Raw genomic sequence first — 16,205 nt, 5'->3', positions numbered from 1 at the left:
CCGCACTGGCCTAGCGTTGAGGGCCCAGATGCCGAGGGGGCTCCATGGGCAAGCGCCAGCGTCGACGTCAGCGTCAGCAGCGGAACGGGCTCAAGCAGCAGCGGCCGGCGGTACGCCGGTATCTGTTTCCCAGTACGAAGCAGCCGCTGTTGGAGGTGTGTTTCGAGGGCGGTGTGTCCGAGGAGCACAAGGCGGTGTGCCTGGCGTACTGGGAGTTCGACGAGCCGGGCACATGGAGCCGGAAGGTCGCCGAACTCGGCTCCAGCACTCTGGTCCTGCGGACCGTGAAGGAGTCCTGTCACGCCAGTCTCCTGACGCTGCTGTGCCCGCAGTGCGCCGGCCCGGTCACGGTGAGGACCCGTTCCGATCTCGCCAGTACGGGGCGGTGGAGGCCGGATGTCTTTCCCGTTGAGGAGCAGAACGCCAAGGCGCCCTGCGACGCCTGCCGTGAGGTCGCGGCCGAAGCACGCCTGCGAGCGGAACAACGTACGAGGGAGGAGCGCCGCAGGCAGGAGGAGAGGCGGGTGTCGAACGCCAGCGCGTGGGTCGCCGACCACGAAGGCCACCCGCTCCCTGAGGAGGCGCCGTCGGTCCTGGACGCCCTCGCTCTGCTCACCTTGGTCGACATCATGGAGCGCAAGGACAGCGAGTCGTTCGGGCCGCTCCAGAGGGTCGACTACTTCCTCTCCACCTCGGGCAGTGCCGATGTGGAGACGCTGAAGAACCTCCACCAGCAGCGGTGGATCGCGCCCACCCTGCCTGCGACGACCGGGGACTTCGCATTCGACGGCGATGACACGGTCCGCGGTGTGTACGTAGAACAGGTGCCGTGGCGGCTGGCGCACAGCCTCGGTGCCGAGGCGCGGCAGGCCCGCCGGGACACCGCCGACGACATGCGGCGCATCCTGCTCGATCACGCGCCCGAGCTGAAGGAGATCGGGCAGGACCTCGACGCGATCACCGCCTTGATGTACCTGGACAACCTCCTGACGCGGAAGTACGACGAGGCGCCGGTACCGGAGCACCGGATGCAGGAGGCCTACGAGACGTTCCGGGAGGCGCTGCGGGGTGGCTTCACCGTCGGCCAGCTCTTCGCGGTCGCCTGGAGCGCCACGGCCAGCTCGGTGGCCTGGGGACAGCGCACCCCCGGGCTCAAGCCAGGGAGCGTGTCCTCGGCCGCGGTGACCAACCTGGGCCGACGTATCGGTTACGCCAAGGACCGTCCGGTTCCCGAGTACGATCTGCCGAACTGGGTGACCCCTCCTGCGACACGAGCGACCTTGTCGCGGCTGTTGGAGCAGCACAAGGCCGAGGGTGAGGCTCTCCTCCGGCTCCGGTCCTTGCAACAGCGCATCGGCTCCCGGGACCTGGAAGCCCTCGAGCTCGACGGAGACCTGGCCGAGCGGGCGGACGGCGGTGAGGCGACGACGAAGGACCTCCCGTTCTCCGAGTACCTCGCGGGCCTGCGCGGCGACGCGTCGGCCCGCGAGCAGTCGGCTCCGCTCACCTACGCGCTGGTGGCCTCGGACGGATCCCTGGAGTTCCGCTCGGACAGCCCCGAGGAAATGCGGGAGAAGGTGGGAGCGGCCGGCTCAGGACTGGTGGACCGGATCACCCTCGACGAGCCGCCTACTGTGCACGCCTACGTCGGCGAGATGGTGCCCGCGACGCGGGAGAACTCCAACCCGGTGGCCACGGAGATGCTCCGGTTGCTGGGCTGCCACGACGGTCCGTTCTTCGGCGCCATCTCCTTCTTCGCCGCCGGGTCGGGTGGGTACCGGCCGCGGAGCCTGGACCAGGAGCAACAGGAGATGCTGTGTGCCGCCCACGAGGTGGCTCAGGCACGCGAGGCGCCGTCGTCCCGCTGACGGGAGAGGGCCCCTCAGCCCAGGGTGAGCTGCCCGGCGGGAGTCTGGCCTCGTGGGAGCGGTACGGCGGACGTCGGGTGTGTGATGCGGTGGGACAGAGCCGTGTTGCGGCGCTGGGTCCGGTTGTTGGAGACCGCTCGCTCGACCGCCTCGGTCTGGCCGATGAGCATGACGCCCCGGCGGGCGCGGGTGACGGCGGTGTAGAGCAGGTTCCGTTGGAGGAGCATCGTTCCGGCTGCGCTGATCATGGGGACGATGACGTACGGGTACTCGCTGCCTTGGGACCTGTGGACGGTCAGGGCGTAGGCGTGGACGAGTTCGTCGAGGTCGGGGAAGGCGTACGCGGCCGTCTCCCCGTCCGTGAAGGTGACCGTGAGCTGGTGGGCCTCGGTGTCGACGGCGGTGATGGTGCCACTGCTGCCGTTGAAGATCCCCGACGTGCCTCGCTGGGGGTTGTTGCGGATCTGTTGGACGCGGTCACCGAGTCGGAAGACCGTTCCGTCGTGGTAGTGCTGAGGCTTGTCCGGAGCAGGTGGGTTGAGACGTTCCTGAAGGCGCAGGTTGAGATCGCTCATGCCGGCGATGTGCTTCTTGCCCGGGCACAGGACCTGGACGTCTTCCGGGCGGGCCTCGAGATGCCTGGGCAAGAGATCGCAGACCAGGTCGACAACGCGCCGGGCGATGTCCTCAGGAGCAGGGACGCTCCGGTTCCAGAACGCCCGGGGGTCGTCATGTGGGAGTCCGCCGTGCAGGATGCGGTGGGCGTTCGTCACGATGGCGGCGCTGTCGTCGTGCTGGCGGAAGACCTTGGTGAGCCTGGTGCGGGGGATGTCCTCGACGTCCAGCAGATCGCGCAGGACGCGGCCGGGACCGACACTGGGCAGCTGGTCGACGTCCCCGACCAGCAGGAGGTGACAGCCGTCGCGGACGGCGGCGAGGAGTCTGCGGGCGAGTGAGAGGTCGAGCATGGACGACTCGTCGATGACCACCACGTCCGCTGTCTCCAGCGCGCTGGCGTGATCGAAGAGGGAGTCGCCGTCAGGCGGGCGGATCAGGCGGTGAACGGTCATCGCGCCCTGCCCGCAGGTCTCCTCCAGACGCTTGGCGGCCTTGCCCGTCGGCGCGGCAAGCACGACGGCGCCTCCGGCCTGGTCGGCGATCTCGACCAGGGTGCGCAGCGTGTGGGTCTTTCCGCAGCCCGGACCGCCCGTCAGGACGGACAGGGGCTGGGTCAGCGCGTTGTGGATCGCCTGACGCTGTTCGCCGGTCAGCCCCGCCGTCTCCGTCGAGGTGAGTGCGGCCAACCGCTCGTCCCATGGAGCGAGTCCGGCCAGCGCGGGAGAAGAGGCGAGCAGCCGGCGCACGTGCCAGGCGAGCTGGGTCTCGTCGCGATGGCAGCGCGCGAGCTGGGCGATCTCGGTGTCCATCACTGCGCCGGCGCCGTCCATCACGTTCAGCGGAAGGGTCTCGGTGACCACTTCGCCCTGCTCGCGCAGCGTCTCCAGCGCATGTCGCAGGATCACGTCGTCGAGGATCTCGGTGGTGGCCGGGTCGTTGTCTGACAGCAGGTGCCGGGTGCGGGCGAGTAGCACGCGTAGGGGCAGGTGGCAGTGACCCTGGCCGCCGGCCTTGTCGAGCTCATGCAGGAGCGCGGCCTGGAGACGTTCGTCGCTGTGCTTGGGCACGCCGACGGAGAGCGCGATCTTGTCGGCGTTGTGGAACCCGACGCCGTGCACGTCCCGGCACAACTGGTAGGGGGTGCGGCGCACGACGTGGATCGGATCGTGATCGGTGTCGGCGTACGTCGTGTAGATCTTCACCGCGAGACGGGGGGTGATTCCCAGGCTCTGCAGGAATAGCATGATCTCGGCGATGGCCTTCTGCTCCTGCCAGGCGGCCGTGATCCTTCCGAGCCGGATCGTGCCGATGTTGTGCACCTCCAGCAACCGCGTCGGCTCGGCGTCGATGATCTTCAATGTCCGCTCGCCGAACGTGTCCACGATCGCGGACGCGAGGACCGGCCCGATGCCGCGGATCATGCCGGAGGCGAGATAGAGACGAATCGCCCGCTCGTCCGCGGGCATGGTCCGCTCACACTGCTCGACCCTGAACTGTCTTCCGTGACGGGGATGCTGGGCCCACGAACCGCGCAGACGCAGACTCTCCCCTGGTCGCACGCCGAACAGCGCCTTGCCGAGTGCGGTGAGGGCCTCTTCGGTGTCGGCTGCGGTCAGCCGGAGCACCGTGGTCTCGTCGTAACTGATGTGCAGCAGGTGATCGACGACGCCCTCGACCACATCCTGGGTCTCCAGGGACACCTGATGTGCCACGTGTCTGTCTCCAAGATCATGTACAGCAACGGATCAGGCCAGGTGGTGGTGCGGTGGGACCAGCATGAGCCCTACAGGGACGGTCTATCGCGTGGCTGAAGGATTCTGCTCACCGGAACGAGTGACAACCAGGGCTGCGTATCCGAGATCATGCGCCTTGGGAGACCTCGTCGACTCGCTGCCCATACAGAGGATCGGCATGCCCGCGCGGGCCTCGAAGGTGATGCTGGGGGTCGTCTTCGGGAAGACCTCGGCTGCCGCTCTGAGGGGGACGCTGGCGAGACGGTCTCATTGAGCTCTTTCAGAGTGGCCACTGATCGAGTGACCCAGACCGAGTCAGGATGAGGACCGCAACGCACAGGGCTCCCGTGCCGTTGAGGGAGGTGTTCGAAGTCTCAACCCATCGGCACAGGAGCCCTGTTGGTTCCCTATCCTGCCGCACTCGACCTGCCTCATGCTCTGGTCGAGTGGGTATCCATGCTCATCGTCACCCGTGAGGGTGACCGACGCTGCAAGCTGCCGCCCCACCAGCGCGCCCTCGTCGGCCTGGTCTACCTTCGCCGGCACGACACGCTCGCGCAGATCGCCGCCGGTTTCGGCATATCCGTCGGCACCGCCCACGCTTACGTCCAGGCCGTCGTCCAGCACCTGTCCGGCCGGGCGCCGGGCCTCCTGCGGGTCCTGCGCGAGGCCGATCCGGATTACGTTCTGCTCGACGGGACGCTTGCCGAGTGCGACCGGGTCGGCGACAGCCGGGCCGACTTCTCCCAGAAGCACCGCCGTCACGGCGTGAACGTGCAGGTCATCGCCGACCCCACCGGCAGGCTGCTGTGGATCTCACCCGCGATGCCCGGCCGCACCCACGACCTGACCGCGGCCCGCACCCACCGCATCATCCGGATCTGCGAACGCCAGGGCGTCCCAGTCCTCGCCGACCGCGCCTACATCGGCGCCGGCCCCTGGGTGACCACACCGATCAGACGGCTCCCGAACCGGGACCTCACCACGACCCAGCAGACGATCAACCGGGCCCTGTCAGCGGCGCGGGCACCGGTCGAACGCAGCGTCGCAAGGCTGAAGTCCTGGCGCATCTTCCGCAAAGCCCGCTGCAGCCCCAACCGCATGACAGCCATTGCCGCAGCCGTCCTCACCCTGGAGCGTCAACGCTGAAAATGCTCATTGACGGAGCACCTCGGCAGGGGCGGCGTTCGGAGGTGCCGTTGCAGGGCCGGCCTGAAGCCGATCTCCACCGACGAGAAGCTCAGGCTTCCGGCTGCGCCGGCAACCGATCCCGTCCCACCCCTGTGGGCGGCGGCACTCGCCGCTGAGCTTCTCCGCCGTGCTTCCCCTCATGATCCTGACCCGTCAGGCGCACCCCCGTCCGGCCCATGAGTGACATAGCCGAAATCCGTTCAGGATGCCGCCTCCCGGGAGGGCCGCGGCAGGGCTCGGGAACGGGGCCGCAGCGAGACTGCCGCCACAGGTCGTCGGGAGAAAGGTCAGTGTGCGCCGGGCGGCGCGCTGCTGGACGCGTGGGAGCGTACAAGAACGGCATGCCGATTTCCTCAAAAACCGGCGGGCGCGATCTCCTCCGCCGTAGCCTCGACTTGAGCTGGTTCGCAACCCTCTTGGCACCCATGCCCCGGATCTCCGGGATCGGCAGACAGGAGGATTTGTATGGACAGGCTCAGGCAGTGGTTGCATCGGCTCGGTCGGCGCGATCTGGCACTCATCGCTATCTCTGCGTTCGCGTTCGCAGTGGCGGCCAAGATCGTGGACGCCCTGCCGTAGAAGCCGACCCCGATGCCGCAATCATCGGGGTCGGCGGCTCTGCGGCCACTCCCACAGGGCCTGTGGTCGGCGCCAGCCAGTGCCGACCGCAGGCCCTGTCCCGTACGGGACAGGTAAACGACTGGCGGCGACCAAGCCAAGCCGCACCTCATCCGCTCCCCGGGGAGAAGTCAACTTTTATGTGACATGCAAAGCGTAGTTGCAGTCAGGGGCCTACGCGACGCAATCACGAGATACCTGCACCGATTTGCAACACACCTCGCCCGTCTCTTCCATCCTTGCGGTTAATTCCCTCGCTGGTCGGATGGTGCAGCGTCTTTTGGGTGCACATGGCAGTCCGGCGAGCGCCGGCGCCCCTCGGTAACACGGCCGCCCCCGATCAAAGACAGCGGCCAACCCGGTTACGCCGTCGGAGAGTCGCCCCTCGGTAGCACAACCAGGAGCGTCTTGCGCGGCACGGCCTCCGCTCCGACTTCCCCACCCGAGTATCGGGCATGACGGAGAAACGCCTTCTACCGGATGGGAGCGACCGAAAAGGCTGTTATCAGCCGTGTGTGCGCGCAAGCTTCCGCATGCCCGGTCCCGTGAAGGGTGAATTTACCGCAAGCATCCGCAAGGTAGTTGCGTAGCTCATTGCGACGGCTCACTCTCGGAGAGTCAACGACCGCTCTGTGAGATTGAGGAGGGCCTGTGGCTCTGCATTTGCTGTGCAAGGACCCGGAGAGCCCGAACAACGGTAGTCCGACGCTCTATTACGACGACGTGGCGGACAGCTACCTGCTTCAGTCGTGGAAAGTGGTGGACGCGACACGTCTCGCCTCCATCAGCATTCCCGACCACGAGACGATCGTCGAGTTCCCCAAGCGGCTCCTGGAGCTCTTTCCCACCTCCGCGAGCGCCATGCATGCCCACGCAACACACGAGGGCAGCAAAACCTCCTAAAGAGGGGCGACTCGCCTGCGATTCTGCTTCCTTGGGGGTCGTGCAGCTGCCGCGCCTACCTGCACACTGGCTGCATGCCTTCCTCCTCCAGCGTCACAGAAGCCCGTCGCGCCCTCGGGCGACGCCTGCGTCGTCTCCGTGAAGACAAGGGCCTCACTACCCGCGAACTGGCGCGGCGCTGCGGCTGGCACGAATCCAAGTGCAGTCGCATCGAGCACGGCAAGGCCCCCGCCTCTCCGGAGACGATCGAGGCATGGGCGCGGGTCTGTGACGCGGAGGACCAGATCGACGAACTCGTCGAGGCGGCCCGCGGGATCAAGGGCATGTACGTCGAGTGGCGCGACATGGAGGCAGCCGGCCTCCGGCAGGCGCAGGACAGTGTGCGACTGCTGTGGGAGCGGACTCGGACGTTCAAGGCGTACGCCCAGAATCTGATCCCCGGCCCCTTTCAGACGACCGCGTACACGCGGGCCGTCCTCGAAGGGATCCGTGACCGGCGGGGACTGCGCGACGACGTCGAGGCGGCCCTCGCCGTCCGGGTCGAGCGTCAAGGGGTGCTCGACGATCCCGAGCGGCGCTTCGACATCGTCCTGGAAGAAGCGGCGCTCTACCGGCGGGTGGGCCCGCCCGAGCTGATGGCCGAGCAGCTCTGGCGGCTGCTCGAAGTAGCGGCGCGCCCGAACGTGCGGCTCGGCGTCATCCCTCGCGACGCCGACCGCCACCTCATGATCCCCGTCGAGGACTTCTGGATCTTCGACGGCCGTCAGGCCAGCGTGGAGCTCGTCTCCGCCTATCTGACCGTCCAGCAGCCCCACGAGGTCAAGCTCTACAACAGCGACTTCGACCGTCTCGACGAACTGGCCGTGCACGGCGGCCGGGTGATCCAACTCATGGGTTCCGTCCTCACCTCCTACAGCTGAGGCGGCGCGCCCGCCCGTGCCGGGCCCGTCGCCGGGGAGAAGACGGCGACATGACACGGCGCGACGAACTGCGGCGCGAAGAGGCGTTATCTGGCTCGCAGCCCAGGTTCGAGACGTTCCACGCATACAGGCCCGAACCGTTCCACGACCGTTGGCGGCGTCCGGCGACGAGCCTTCTGGCCCTGGCCCTCGCGGCCTTGGCGGTGCTCGTGCTCCTCCTGTCGGGTCGCTTGAACCCTGCTGACGAAGCCCAAGGTGCGGGTGCCTCCCAGTCCCGCAGGCTCGGGCTCCAGGAGCGGTTCCTGGCCGACCTCGCCGCCCACCGTCCCCAGAACGAGCACGTCCTCGCATCAGGTGTCTCAAAGCCCGGCATCCCGGTCTCCCTCACCACGACGCCTTACACGGCCGGCCTCCCGCACCGGGTCGCCTACCGATGTGAAGGGAAAGGGGTGGTGACAGCGACCGCCTTCACCGCGGACGGCGTCCGCCGCCGCTTCCCGGCCGCGGACTGCGGCTTCCCGATAGCCTCCCTCGCCGTCGAGGACTACCGGACGGTCACACTGGCTGCTGACGGTCAGGACGCCCTCGTCCTCTGGGCGATCACCGTCACCCGGTCTGGTTTCCCGCTCGGGCGGGCGGACTACGCATGAACCCGCCTCACTTCCGCTGCCCCGTGCCCGAGCACCCCGCCGCGTGCATCCTGGAAGCCCTCGCCCTGCAGGAAGCCGTCCTGTGCGAAGTGATCGGCACGTCGGTCGTCGTCCACACCACGTGTGGCGGGGAGGTTCTGGAGGTCTTCCTCTCGATGGTCCGCGCCGGCCACCCCACCCGTCTCGTCACTCTCGACGACAACGTCCTCGTCGTGTGGCCCGAAGCGCGGGGCTACGGCACTCGAACAGCACGCTTGCCCCGAGAGACATAGAAGGCCACATGGCCGCATCGGGATCGAACGCGGCATACCAGGCATATGTGCTATCTGATAGTTGATCTCTTGGTGGGCGACTCGCTGCCCAGGCGGAAGATCTGTGTGTCTGCACGGGCCTCGAAGGCGATGCCGCGGTCGCCCTCGGGAAGACCCCCGCCCCCGCTACGAGGGGCGGCAGAATCGACGTGATTCTCGGGGCCTGTGGAGGTTACAGGGACTGCACGACGCCAGCGCGAGCGTCTTCCGGCTCAGCCGGTGACTCCCCCCACGGGTGTCGACCTGGCGCGCTGTGGATCAGCCCGCGGCCGTGGCAGGCCTCCGACGGAACCAGGCGACTGTGGTGGGGATTCCTTCCTGGAGCGTCGCGGTGGCGACTTCAGGGAACAAGGCGCGCAGTCGCTTGCTGTCGGCCTGCGAGTGGGGGACGTCGCCGGCGCGGACCGGCACGTGTTCCCTGCATGCGCGGAGCCCCGTCGCCGACTCGATCTGCTGGACCAGGTTCAGAAGCGACGTGCGGCTCCCGAAGGCAAGATTCACCGGGCGGGAGTCCACGACCCGGCGGAGGAGCGCGTCGGTGAGGACGTCGCAGACCGTGCCCACGTACGTGAAGTCGCGCGTCTGGGTGCCGTCGCCGTGGATGGTCACCGGTCGGCTGGCGAGGGTGGCGCTGATCCACTTCGGGATGACGGCGGCGTAGGCGTGGTCGGCGCGCTGGCCGGGGCCGTAGACGTTGAAGAAGCGGAAGGGGAGCACCGGCAGGTCGAAGCTGTGGTGGTAGGCGCTCAGGTACGCCTCCGTCGTGAGCTTGGTGACCGCGTACGGGCTCATGGGGGCGGAGACGAGGTCCTCGTGTTTCGGCAGCTGGGGGTTGGCGCCGTAGACGGAGGACGAGGACGCGGCGATCACGTGCGGGCCGCCGGCGCGGCGGGCGGCTTCCAGAACCTGGAGCGTGCCGGTCGCGTTGGCGTGATGGCTGGCCAGGGGGTCACGCAGGGATCGTGGCACCGAGGGGAGGGCGGCCAGGTGGACGACGGCGTCGGCGCCGCGGAACGCCTGGTCGAGGAGAGCGGCGTTCTGGACGTCTCCTTCGAAGAAGTTCACGTCGAGGCCGGCGAGGTTCGTCTTGTCCCCGGTGGAGAGGTCGTCGACGACCCGGAGCTGGGTGACCTGAGGCAGCTCGGTCAGGGCATGGGCAAGGTTGCCGCCGATGAATCCGGCGCCGCCCGTGATCACTATCTTCACGTTGCTTCCCTTCAGAGAGAGTCGACGTGGGCGCCGGTGAGCCGCCGGCGGCAGTCGAGGATGTACGGAGAGTGCGCGCTGATCAGGGGGTAGTCGAAGGCGTCGTGGTCCGCGAGGAGGACTGTGGCGTCGACCGTCGCGAGCAGGCCGGGGGTCACCTCGACCCGCTGGAGGTCCTGCAGGCCGACGGCGCGGGGATGGGCGTCGTCCAGGACATGGGGGTCGGCGGCCTGGACCTCGGCGCCCATGCCCGTGAGGAGTTCGGCGATGCGGGCCGCCGGCGTCTCGCGGGCGTCCCCGGTGTTGGCCTTGTACGCCACGCCGAGCAGCAGGATCCGGGAGCCCTTGAGCGGCTTCCCGCGCTCGTTGAGGCCCGCCACGAGACGCCGCACCACGTAGTCGGGCATGTGGTTGTTCACGTCGTTGGCCAGCTCGACGAAACGGAAGTTCTGCCCCAGGGTCCGCTCGACCCGCCACGACAGGTATGACGGGTCGACGGGCAGGCAGTGGCCTCCGACCCCGGGGCCGGGGGCGAAGCGCATGAACCCGAAGGGTTTGGTCGACGCCGCGTCGATGGCCGCCCAGACGTCGATGCCCAGGTCGTGGGCGAAGATCGCCAGCTCGTTGGCGAGGGCGATGTTCACGTGCCGGAAGATGTTCTCGAGGAGCTTGGTCAGCTCCGCCTCCTTGCAGCTGGCCACGGGCACGACCGTGTCCACGAGGGAGCCGTAGAAGTCGCGGACCGCCTCCAAGGAGGACGGGGTGATGCCCGAGACGACCTTGGGCGTGTTCTCCAGCCTCCAGGTGGGATTCCCGGGGTCGATGCGCTCCGGGCTGTACCCGAGGTGGAAGTCCCGGCCGGCGGTCAGGCCGGAGCCTCGTTCGAGGAGCGGGCGGAACACCTCCTCGGTCGTCCCGGGGTACGTGGTCGACTCCAGGACGACGGTCGCTCCGCGGGTGAGGTGCCGGCCGAGCGTCCGCGCCGCGTCCTCGACGTGCGACAGGTCCGGCGCGCCGTCGCGCAGCGGCGTCGGGACGGTGACGACCGCCACGTCGAACCCGGCGCAGTCGGCCGGGTCGACGGTCGGCTGGTAGACGCCGGCGGCGAGGAGTGGTGCCAGCCGCCGGTCCGAGATGTCCTCGACGTACGACTCGCCGAGCACGAGCCGCTTGATCCGCCCGGCGTCCAGGTCGAGGCCGACGACGTCGTGCCCTACCTCGGCGGCCCGCACCGCCAGCGGGAGGCCGACGTATCCCTGCCCCACGACGACCACGCGGAGTCGATGGGACTCGTGATTCCGGATCATGCGGTTTACCTCGCTGAAGTCTGGGCTCGGGGGGAGCGGGACGTACTTGTGGTGCGGGATTCGTGGCCGGCAGTGGCCGTAAGATGGGGAGCGCCTCGGCCGTACGAGACTCGCTTGGCCGCCTGTCTCGGACGGCCGAGTGCTGTTCGTGGGTAGCGCGGGGAGGCAGGAAAACCCGTGGGCTGGCCAAACCCCCGGTTCGATACGATGGCGATGGCTTGCAGTCCCGTTTCGTCACCATGGGTGACGCTGGCGTGCGATCGGAGTGATCGCGTCGGCTGCGGCCTCCCGACCTGGGCCCGCCGTGGCAGCGCCACCGGCGCCGTACGTACGAAATGGAGCATCCAAGGATGGCTCGACACCTGGTAACCAGCGCGCTTCCCTACATCAACGGGATCAAGCACCTGGGCAACATGGTCGGGTCGATGCTTCCGGCGGACGTGTACTCCAGGTACCTCCGCCAGCGCGGTCACGACGTCCTCTACATCTGCGCCACCGACGAGCACGGCACGCCGGCCGAGCTGGCCGCCAAGGAGGCCGGGCTGACGGTCGCCGAGTTCTGCGCGCAGGCTCACGACGCGCAGAAGGCCGTGTACGACGGGTTCGAGCTGGCCTTCGACTACTTCGGGCGCAGTTCCTCGCAGCAGAACGTCGAGATCACCCAGCACTTCGCGCGGAAGCTGAACGAGAACGGCTTCATCGAGGAGCGGGCGATCCGCCAGGTGTACTCGCCGGTCGACGGCCGCTTCCTGCCGGACCGGTACGTCGAGGGCACCTGCCCGCATTGCGGCTACGACAAGGCCCGCGGCGACCAGTGCGAGAACTGCACCCGCGTGCTCGACCCGACCGATCTGATCAACCCGCGCTCGGCGATCAGCGGTTCCACGGACCTGGAGGTCCGCGAGACCAAGCACCTCTTCCTGCTGCAGTCGAAGCTCCAGCACGAGGTCGAGGAGTGGATCGCCACCGTCAGTGCCGAGTGGCCGCACCTGTCCACGTCCATCGCCCGCAAGTGGCTGACCGAGGGCCTCAACGACCGCGCCATCACTCGCGACCTGGACTGGGGCGTCCCGGTGCCGGCCGACACCTGGCCGGAGCTCGCGGCCGAGGGCAAGGTCTTCTACGTCTGGTTCGACGCCCCGATCGAGTACATCGGCGCGACGAAGGAGTGGGCGGACGCCGCCTCCGACGGTGAGACCCGCGACTGGAAGTCGTGGTGGTACGAGGCCGACGACACCGTCCGGTACACGCAGTTCATGGCCAAGGACAACGTCCCCTTCCACACGGTCATGTTCCCGGCCACCGAGCTCGGCGTGCGCGAGCCGTGGAAGAAGGTCGACGTCGTCAAGGGCTTCAACTGGCTGACGTTCTACGGCGGCAAGTTTTCCACCTCTCAGAAGCGCGGCGTCTTCACCGATGCGGCCCTGGAGATCCTGCCCGGCGACTACTGGCGCTACTTCCTGATCGCCAACGCCCCCGAGTCGGACGACTCCTCCTTCACGTGGGAGCACTTCACCGCCACGGTGAACAAGGACCTGGCGGACACCCTCGGCAACTTCGTCAACCGCGTGCTGTCGTTCTCCCGGAAGCGTTTCGGTGACGACGTCCCGGCCGGCCACGCCGCCGGCGAGGCGGAGGCCAAGCTGGGCGAGGAGATCGCGCGTCTGCTCGGCGAGTACGAGGAGCAGATGGAGGCCCTGCAGTTCCGCAAGGCCGCTGCTGCCCTCCGTGCGCTGTGGTCCGCGGGCAATTCCTACCTGGAGGAGAAGGCCCCCTGGCTGGAGATCAAGACCGACGCCGACGGCGCCGCGCTGACGCTCCGTACCGCGATGAACCTGATCCACCTGTACGCGGTCGTCTCCGAGCCGTTCATCCCGACGTCGGCTGCCGCGATGCGCGGGGCCTTCGCCCTGGAGAACGACACCGTGACCTGGGTGACCGCCGACCAGGCCAGGTCCCTGGACACCATTCCGGCCGGCACCGCGTTCACGGTGCCGCCGGTGCTCTTCGCGAAGATCACGGAGGAGGACCTGGAGTCCTACCGTGAGCGCTTCGGCGGTACCCCGGAGGCCTGACAGGCGTCCCCGCACCCGTACCGTCTCGACTCTCATCGGGCGGTACGGAAGTGGAGGATGACCGGCAGGTCTGCGGGTGAGACGTTCATCAGCCGCACGCGCGGAGCCGGGCCGCCGATCTCCACGCACGTGACCCCGGCGGACCCGGGCACGTGCTGGAGGTACCGGTCGAAGCCGTTCCCGGTGAGCCACAGCAGCAGGCAGGCGATGCCCCCACCGTGCCCGACGAGGACGGTGGTTCGCCGCTCGCCGGAACAGACCTCGTCCCAGAGGTCCACGTAACGGGCCTGGACGTCCTCCGACGACTCGCCGCCCGGGGTGCGGAGCCGATGGATCGGCACGCCGTGGCGAGCGGCCTCGGCGGCGGCGAGTTCCCTGGGCCGGCCCCCGAGGTGACCGCTGTCCTTGGCGGCCAGACGCTCGTCGACACTGACATCGGCCGGGGCGAGCGCGGCGGTGAGGAGCTCGGCCGACTCCCGGCAACGGGACATCGGGCTGACGAGTAGCTGATCCACGGTGACCCCGGCCGCCGCGAGGCAGGCACCGACCCACCGTATGTCGGCGCGCCCGCGCTCGCTGAGCCGGCCGCCGACCGCGCGGCCCTGGTGGATGCCCTGGAGGTTCTCCTCCGTCTCGCCGTGCTTGATCAGGTAGATGCGCTGGGTGTTCATGGCGTCGTGTCCCCTCACTCCCGTCAGTCCCAGTGGCGGACGTCGACGCGTGCGGCGACGGCGACGGCGACCTCGTCGTGCTCGGCCTGGCTCATGGCGGGGAAACGGTCGTGGTGCCACTCGACGTAGAGAACGGAGACGAGGTCGATCGTCCCGTCGGCGAGCAGCTTCCTGAGCACGGGGTACTCGGCGCCCTCGATGTCCATTTTCACGACGACGTGGTCCTCCGGCGTGGCGGTCCGGCGGAGCCAGGCGCTGAAGTCCACCGCCGGGACGGCGACGGGGGAGCTGTAGTCGATCTGCTGGTCGTACATGGGCGGTACCCGCTTGCCGGGCATCACGGTGGAGCCCTCGTGGTGGCCGAGGAAGAGGTCGATCGTGCCGTCCTCGGTCCACACCGCACTGGGGGAGACCTCGACCAGGCCGGCGTGCTGGGCCTGCTCCACGTTCGCCGTGATGGAGGGGAGCAGGGTCGCGTTGGGCTCGAAGGCGTAGAAGTCGTGGTCCGGGAGCTCGTGCATGAAGCGCTTCAGCACGATTCCGAGGTTGGCGCCGCAGTCGACGAAGATCTTGCGCATGAGAGTCAGTCCTCCAGGTCGGTCTTCGGAGCGCTGAGGTCGATCTCCCGTACGACGCGATCGGCGAGCAGGACGAAGTCGCCGGTCTCGGGGAGGTAGCAGCGCTCCTCGTAGCGGATGGTGATGCGGCGGACGGGTTCCTCGCCGCGGTAGGCGGGCAGATCGCCCCATCGGTAGAGCTGGCCCCCCGGCGCCTTGAGGTGACGTAGCCACCGGGGCAGGGGGCTCTTCCGAGTACCGGCGTTGAGCCGGGTGAACATGGCGGTCAGGAAGGCGACGTGCTCGGTCGACCGTTCCTCGTCCTTGTGCGTTCGGCCGTACGTCTGCTTGAGCGTGTGCAGCTGGTCCGGGTCCCGGCCGGCCTGGACGAGGAGATCGCGAATCCGCCAGTCCCAGACGATTCCGAGGTGTCCGTGGAGGACGGGCTCGTCCGTCAGGAAGTAGCCCTCGACGCGACCGAACTCGCGCTCGTACGGGCACATGTAGTCGTTGTGGAGACCCCGCGTCGCGCCGGAGACGGTCTCCACCTGCCAGCGGACCCGAGCGGTGAAAGGCGAGTCCCACCACCCCAGATGCCAGGGCTGCCACAGCAGGTCGGCGGTGCTGAGCAGGATCACGGTGAGCGCGACCAGTGCGGCGGGCCACCCGAAAGCCGTGTCGTACCCCGTGTCGGGAAGCAACCCGAAGGCCGTCGCGAGTCCGATGTTGGCCGCGATGTTCTCCCAGAAGAGGATGCCGGAGGCGAGGGCCACGGCGAGGTTGAAGAGTGCGGTCGCCACCAGGATCGCGATCAGCAGCCGGCGGTCGAGGAAGGCCACCAGCCCGGCGGCCTCCACGACCATCGTGAGGATGTTGACGGGGCGGTCCACGACCCTCGCCCGGCGCAGGAGCTGAGACACCTTCACGGACGGGATGAAACGCGCCCAACCCCAGGAGTACGCCGAGGCCATGAGGTAGTGCGTGCGGTTGTCCCAGGCCCACGACCAGGGACGCGGCCCCAGACGGGCCTTGCTCCAGGCCGGCTTGACGTAGTGCGACAGCGAGACGCAGCCGAGTACCAGCACCAGACCGGCCGTGGAGTCGGAAGGAGGAGGGGCGAGGACCGCGGTCACGGCGAACCAGGCGAGGTACGCCTTCAGCAGGCGCACCGGCATCATCGCGTGGTGCTGCCACCCGCGCAGCCTGCCGCAGAACACGGCGATCCACGCCGGCAGGGCGGCAGCCCAGACGACCGAGGCCACGGCGAGGAACAAGAGGAGCAGCTTGTCCCGACGCTGGGGACCGATGGGCAGCGTGACGTCGTAGTCGCTCGTCGCACCACGCCAGGTCAGCAAGGCGATCACGGAGACGACGAACCAGTGCAGCGGACCGGGCAGAGGCGACGACCGGAGGGACAGAGCGGCGATGAACGTGACCGCCGCACTCACCGCCAAGGGCGTGGGGTGCCGGGCGAGAGCGCGTACCGCAGGGGAGACGCCGAAGCGGTAGCAGGTCACGACGGCGGCCACGACCACGGCGGTCGCCCCGTACGAGGGAAGCGGGGGAGTCGACATCTC

The 16,205-nt window shown here is 68.5% G+C and carries 13 protein-coding genes; 7 read left to right on the top strand and 6 right to left on the bottom strand.

The annotated features are described in order from the left end of the window. The first annotated feature begins 44 nt into the window (after positions 1-44). Entirely contained in the window at positions 45-1,868 is a 1,824-nt protein-coding gene (locus tag ACZ7HT_RS18510) for a hypothetical protein (RefSeq protein ID WP_471166670.1), read from the top strand. 14 nt (positions 1,869-1,882) lie between these two features. On the opposite strand, the gene recD2 is transcribed toward ACZ7HT_RS18510, so the two are convergent. Then, positions 1,883-4,198 (bottom strand): SF1B family DNA helicase RecD2, encoded by a 2,316-nt coding sequence (gene recD2 / locus ACZ7HT_RS18505; protein ID WP_471166668.1) that lies wholly within the window; start codon positions 4,196-4,198, stop codon positions 1,883-1,885. Positions 4,199-4,618: 420 nt separating this feature from the next. On the opposite strand from recD2, the gene ACZ7HT_RS18500 reads away from it, so the two are divergent. The 5 genes from ACZ7HT_RS18500 to ACZ7HT_RS18480 all read left to right on the top strand — a co-directional run bounded on the left by ACZ7HT_RS18500 (position 4,619) and on the right by ACZ7HT_RS18480 (position 8,773). Beyond that, positions 4,619-5,368: a transposase gene (locus ACZ7HT_RS18500; protein ID WP_471166665.1), complete on the top strand. Its 750-nt coding sequence runs from the start codon at positions 4,619-4,621 to the stop codon at positions 5,366-5,368. 1,311 nt (positions 5,369-6,679) lie between these two features. After that, complete coding sequence (locus tag ACZ7HT_RS18495) at positions 6,680-6,931, top strand: hypothetical protein (protein WP_471166663.1); 252 nt, start codon at positions 6,680-6,682, stop codon at positions 6,929-6,931. Between the two features lie 74 nt (positions 6,932-7,005). Further along, positions 7,006-7,851 carry a helix-turn-helix domain-containing protein gene (locus ACZ7HT_RS18490; protein WP_471166661.1) on the top strand — a complete coding sequence of 282 codons (846 nt, stop codon included), beginning with the start codon at positions 7,006-7,008 and terminating at the stop codon, positions 7,849-7,851. A gap of 50 nt (positions 7,852-7,901) precedes the next feature. Then, positions 7,902-8,501, top strand: a complete 600-nt coding sequence (locus ACZ7HT_RS18485) for a hypothetical protein (RefSeq protein ID WP_471166659.1) — start codon at positions 7,902-7,904, stop codon at positions 8,499-8,501. Further along, complete coding sequence (locus tag ACZ7HT_RS18480; RefSeq protein WP_471166656.1) at positions 8,498-8,773, top strand: hypothetical protein; 276 nt, start codon at positions 8,498-8,500, stop codon at positions 8,771-8,773. Before ACZ7HT_RS18485 ends, ACZ7HT_RS18480 begins: the two co-directional genes overlap by 4 nt. A gap of 297 nt (positions 8,774-9,070) precedes the next feature. On the opposite strand, the gene ACZ7HT_RS18475 is transcribed toward ACZ7HT_RS18480, so the two are convergent. Both ACZ7HT_RS18475 and ACZ7HT_RS18470 read right to left on the bottom strand, forming a co-directional pair. Beyond that, positions 9,071-10,018 (bottom strand): NAD-dependent epimerase/dehydratase family protein, encoded by a 948-nt coding sequence (locus tag ACZ7HT_RS18475; RefSeq protein ID WP_471166653.1) that lies wholly within the window; start codon positions 10,016-10,018, stop codon positions 9,071-9,073. An 11-nt stretch (positions 10,019-10,029) separates the two neighbouring features. Further along, the gene (locus tag ACZ7HT_RS18470) at positions 10,030-11,325 is read right to left on the bottom strand and encodes a nucleotide sugar dehydrogenase (RefSeq protein ID WP_471166651.1); all 1,296 of its coding nucleotides are present in this window, start codon (positions 11,323-11,325) and stop codon (positions 10,030-10,032) included. A gap of 350 nt (positions 11,326-11,675) precedes the next feature. On the opposite strand from ACZ7HT_RS18470, the gene metG reads away from it, so the two are divergent. Further along, entirely contained in the window at positions 11,676-13,400 is a 1,725-nt protein-coding gene (metG, locus tag ACZ7HT_RS18465) for a methionine--tRNA ligase (protein WP_471166648.1), read from the top strand. 32 nt (positions 13,401-13,432) lie between these two features. Here metG and ACZ7HT_RS18460 read toward each other — a convergent pair whose 3' ends face one another. From ACZ7HT_RS18460 to ACZ7HT_RS18450, 3 genes are read right to left on the bottom strand one after another with little or no spacing between them, the layout of a single operon-like run. After that, on the bottom strand, positions 13,433-14,071 hold the full coding sequence (locus ACZ7HT_RS18460) for a histidine phosphatase family protein (RefSeq protein WP_471166645.1): 639 nt from the start codon (positions 14,069-14,071) through the stop codon (positions 13,433-13,435). A gap of 23 nt (positions 14,072-14,094) precedes the next feature. Further along, positions 14,095-14,649 carry an FkbM family methyltransferase gene (locus tag ACZ7HT_RS18455; RefSeq protein WP_471166642.1) on the bottom strand — a complete coding sequence of 185 codons (555 nt, stop codon included), beginning with the start codon at positions 14,647-14,649 and terminating at the stop codon, positions 14,095-14,097. Between the two features lie 5 nt (positions 14,650-14,654). Continuing rightward, on the bottom strand, positions 14,655-16,202 hold the full coding sequence (locus ACZ7HT_RS18450) for a hypothetical protein (RefSeq protein ID WP_471166640.1): 1,548 nt from the start codon (positions 16,200-16,202) through the stop codon (positions 14,655-14,657). Positions 16,203-16,205: the final 3 nt, after the last annotated feature.

It is taken from the genome of Streptomyces sp. NPDC037410, assembly GCF_055602235.1.
This window is presented reverse-complemented; position numbering and strand designations above follow the sequence as displayed.

Excerpts from the sequence above, each read along its gene's own strand:
- metG (WP_471166648.1), top strand. The coding sequence starts at position 11,676 with ATGGCTCGACACCTGGTAACCAGCGCGCTTCCCTACATCAACGGGATC.
- ACZ7HT_RS18480 (WP_471166656.1), top strand. The coding sequence starts at position 8,498 with ATGAACCCGCCTCACTTCCGCTGCCCCGTGCCCGAGCACCCCGCCGCG.
- ACZ7HT_RS18490 (WP_471166661.1), top strand. The coding sequence starts at position 7,006 with ATGCCTTCCTCCTCCAGCGTCACAGAAGCCCGTCGCGCCCTCGGGCGA.
- ACZ7HT_RS18455 (WP_471166642.1), bottom strand. The coding sequence starts at position 14,649 with ATGCGCAAGATCTTCGTCGACTGCGGCGCCAACCTCGGAATCGTGCTG.
- ACZ7HT_RS18470 (WP_471166651.1), bottom strand. The coding sequence starts at position 11,325 with ATGATCCGGAATCACGAGTCCCATCGACTCCGCGTGGTCGTCGTGGGG.
- ACZ7HT_RS18485 (WP_471166659.1), top strand. The coding sequence starts at position 7,902 with ATGACACGGCGCGACGAACTGCGGCGCGAAGAGGCGTTATCTGGCTCG.
- ACZ7HT_RS18460 (WP_471166645.1), bottom strand. The coding sequence starts at position 14,071 with ATGAACACCCAGCGCATCTACCTGATCAAGCACGGCGAGACGGAGGAG.
- ACZ7HT_RS18450 (WP_471166640.1), bottom strand. The coding sequence starts at position 16,202 with ATGTCGACTCCCCCGCTTCCCTCGTACGGGGCGACCGCCGTGGTCGTG.
- ACZ7HT_RS18510 (WP_471166670.1), top strand. The coding sequence starts at position 45 with ATGGGCAAGCGCCAGCGTCGACGTCAGCGTCAGCAGCGGAACGGGCTC.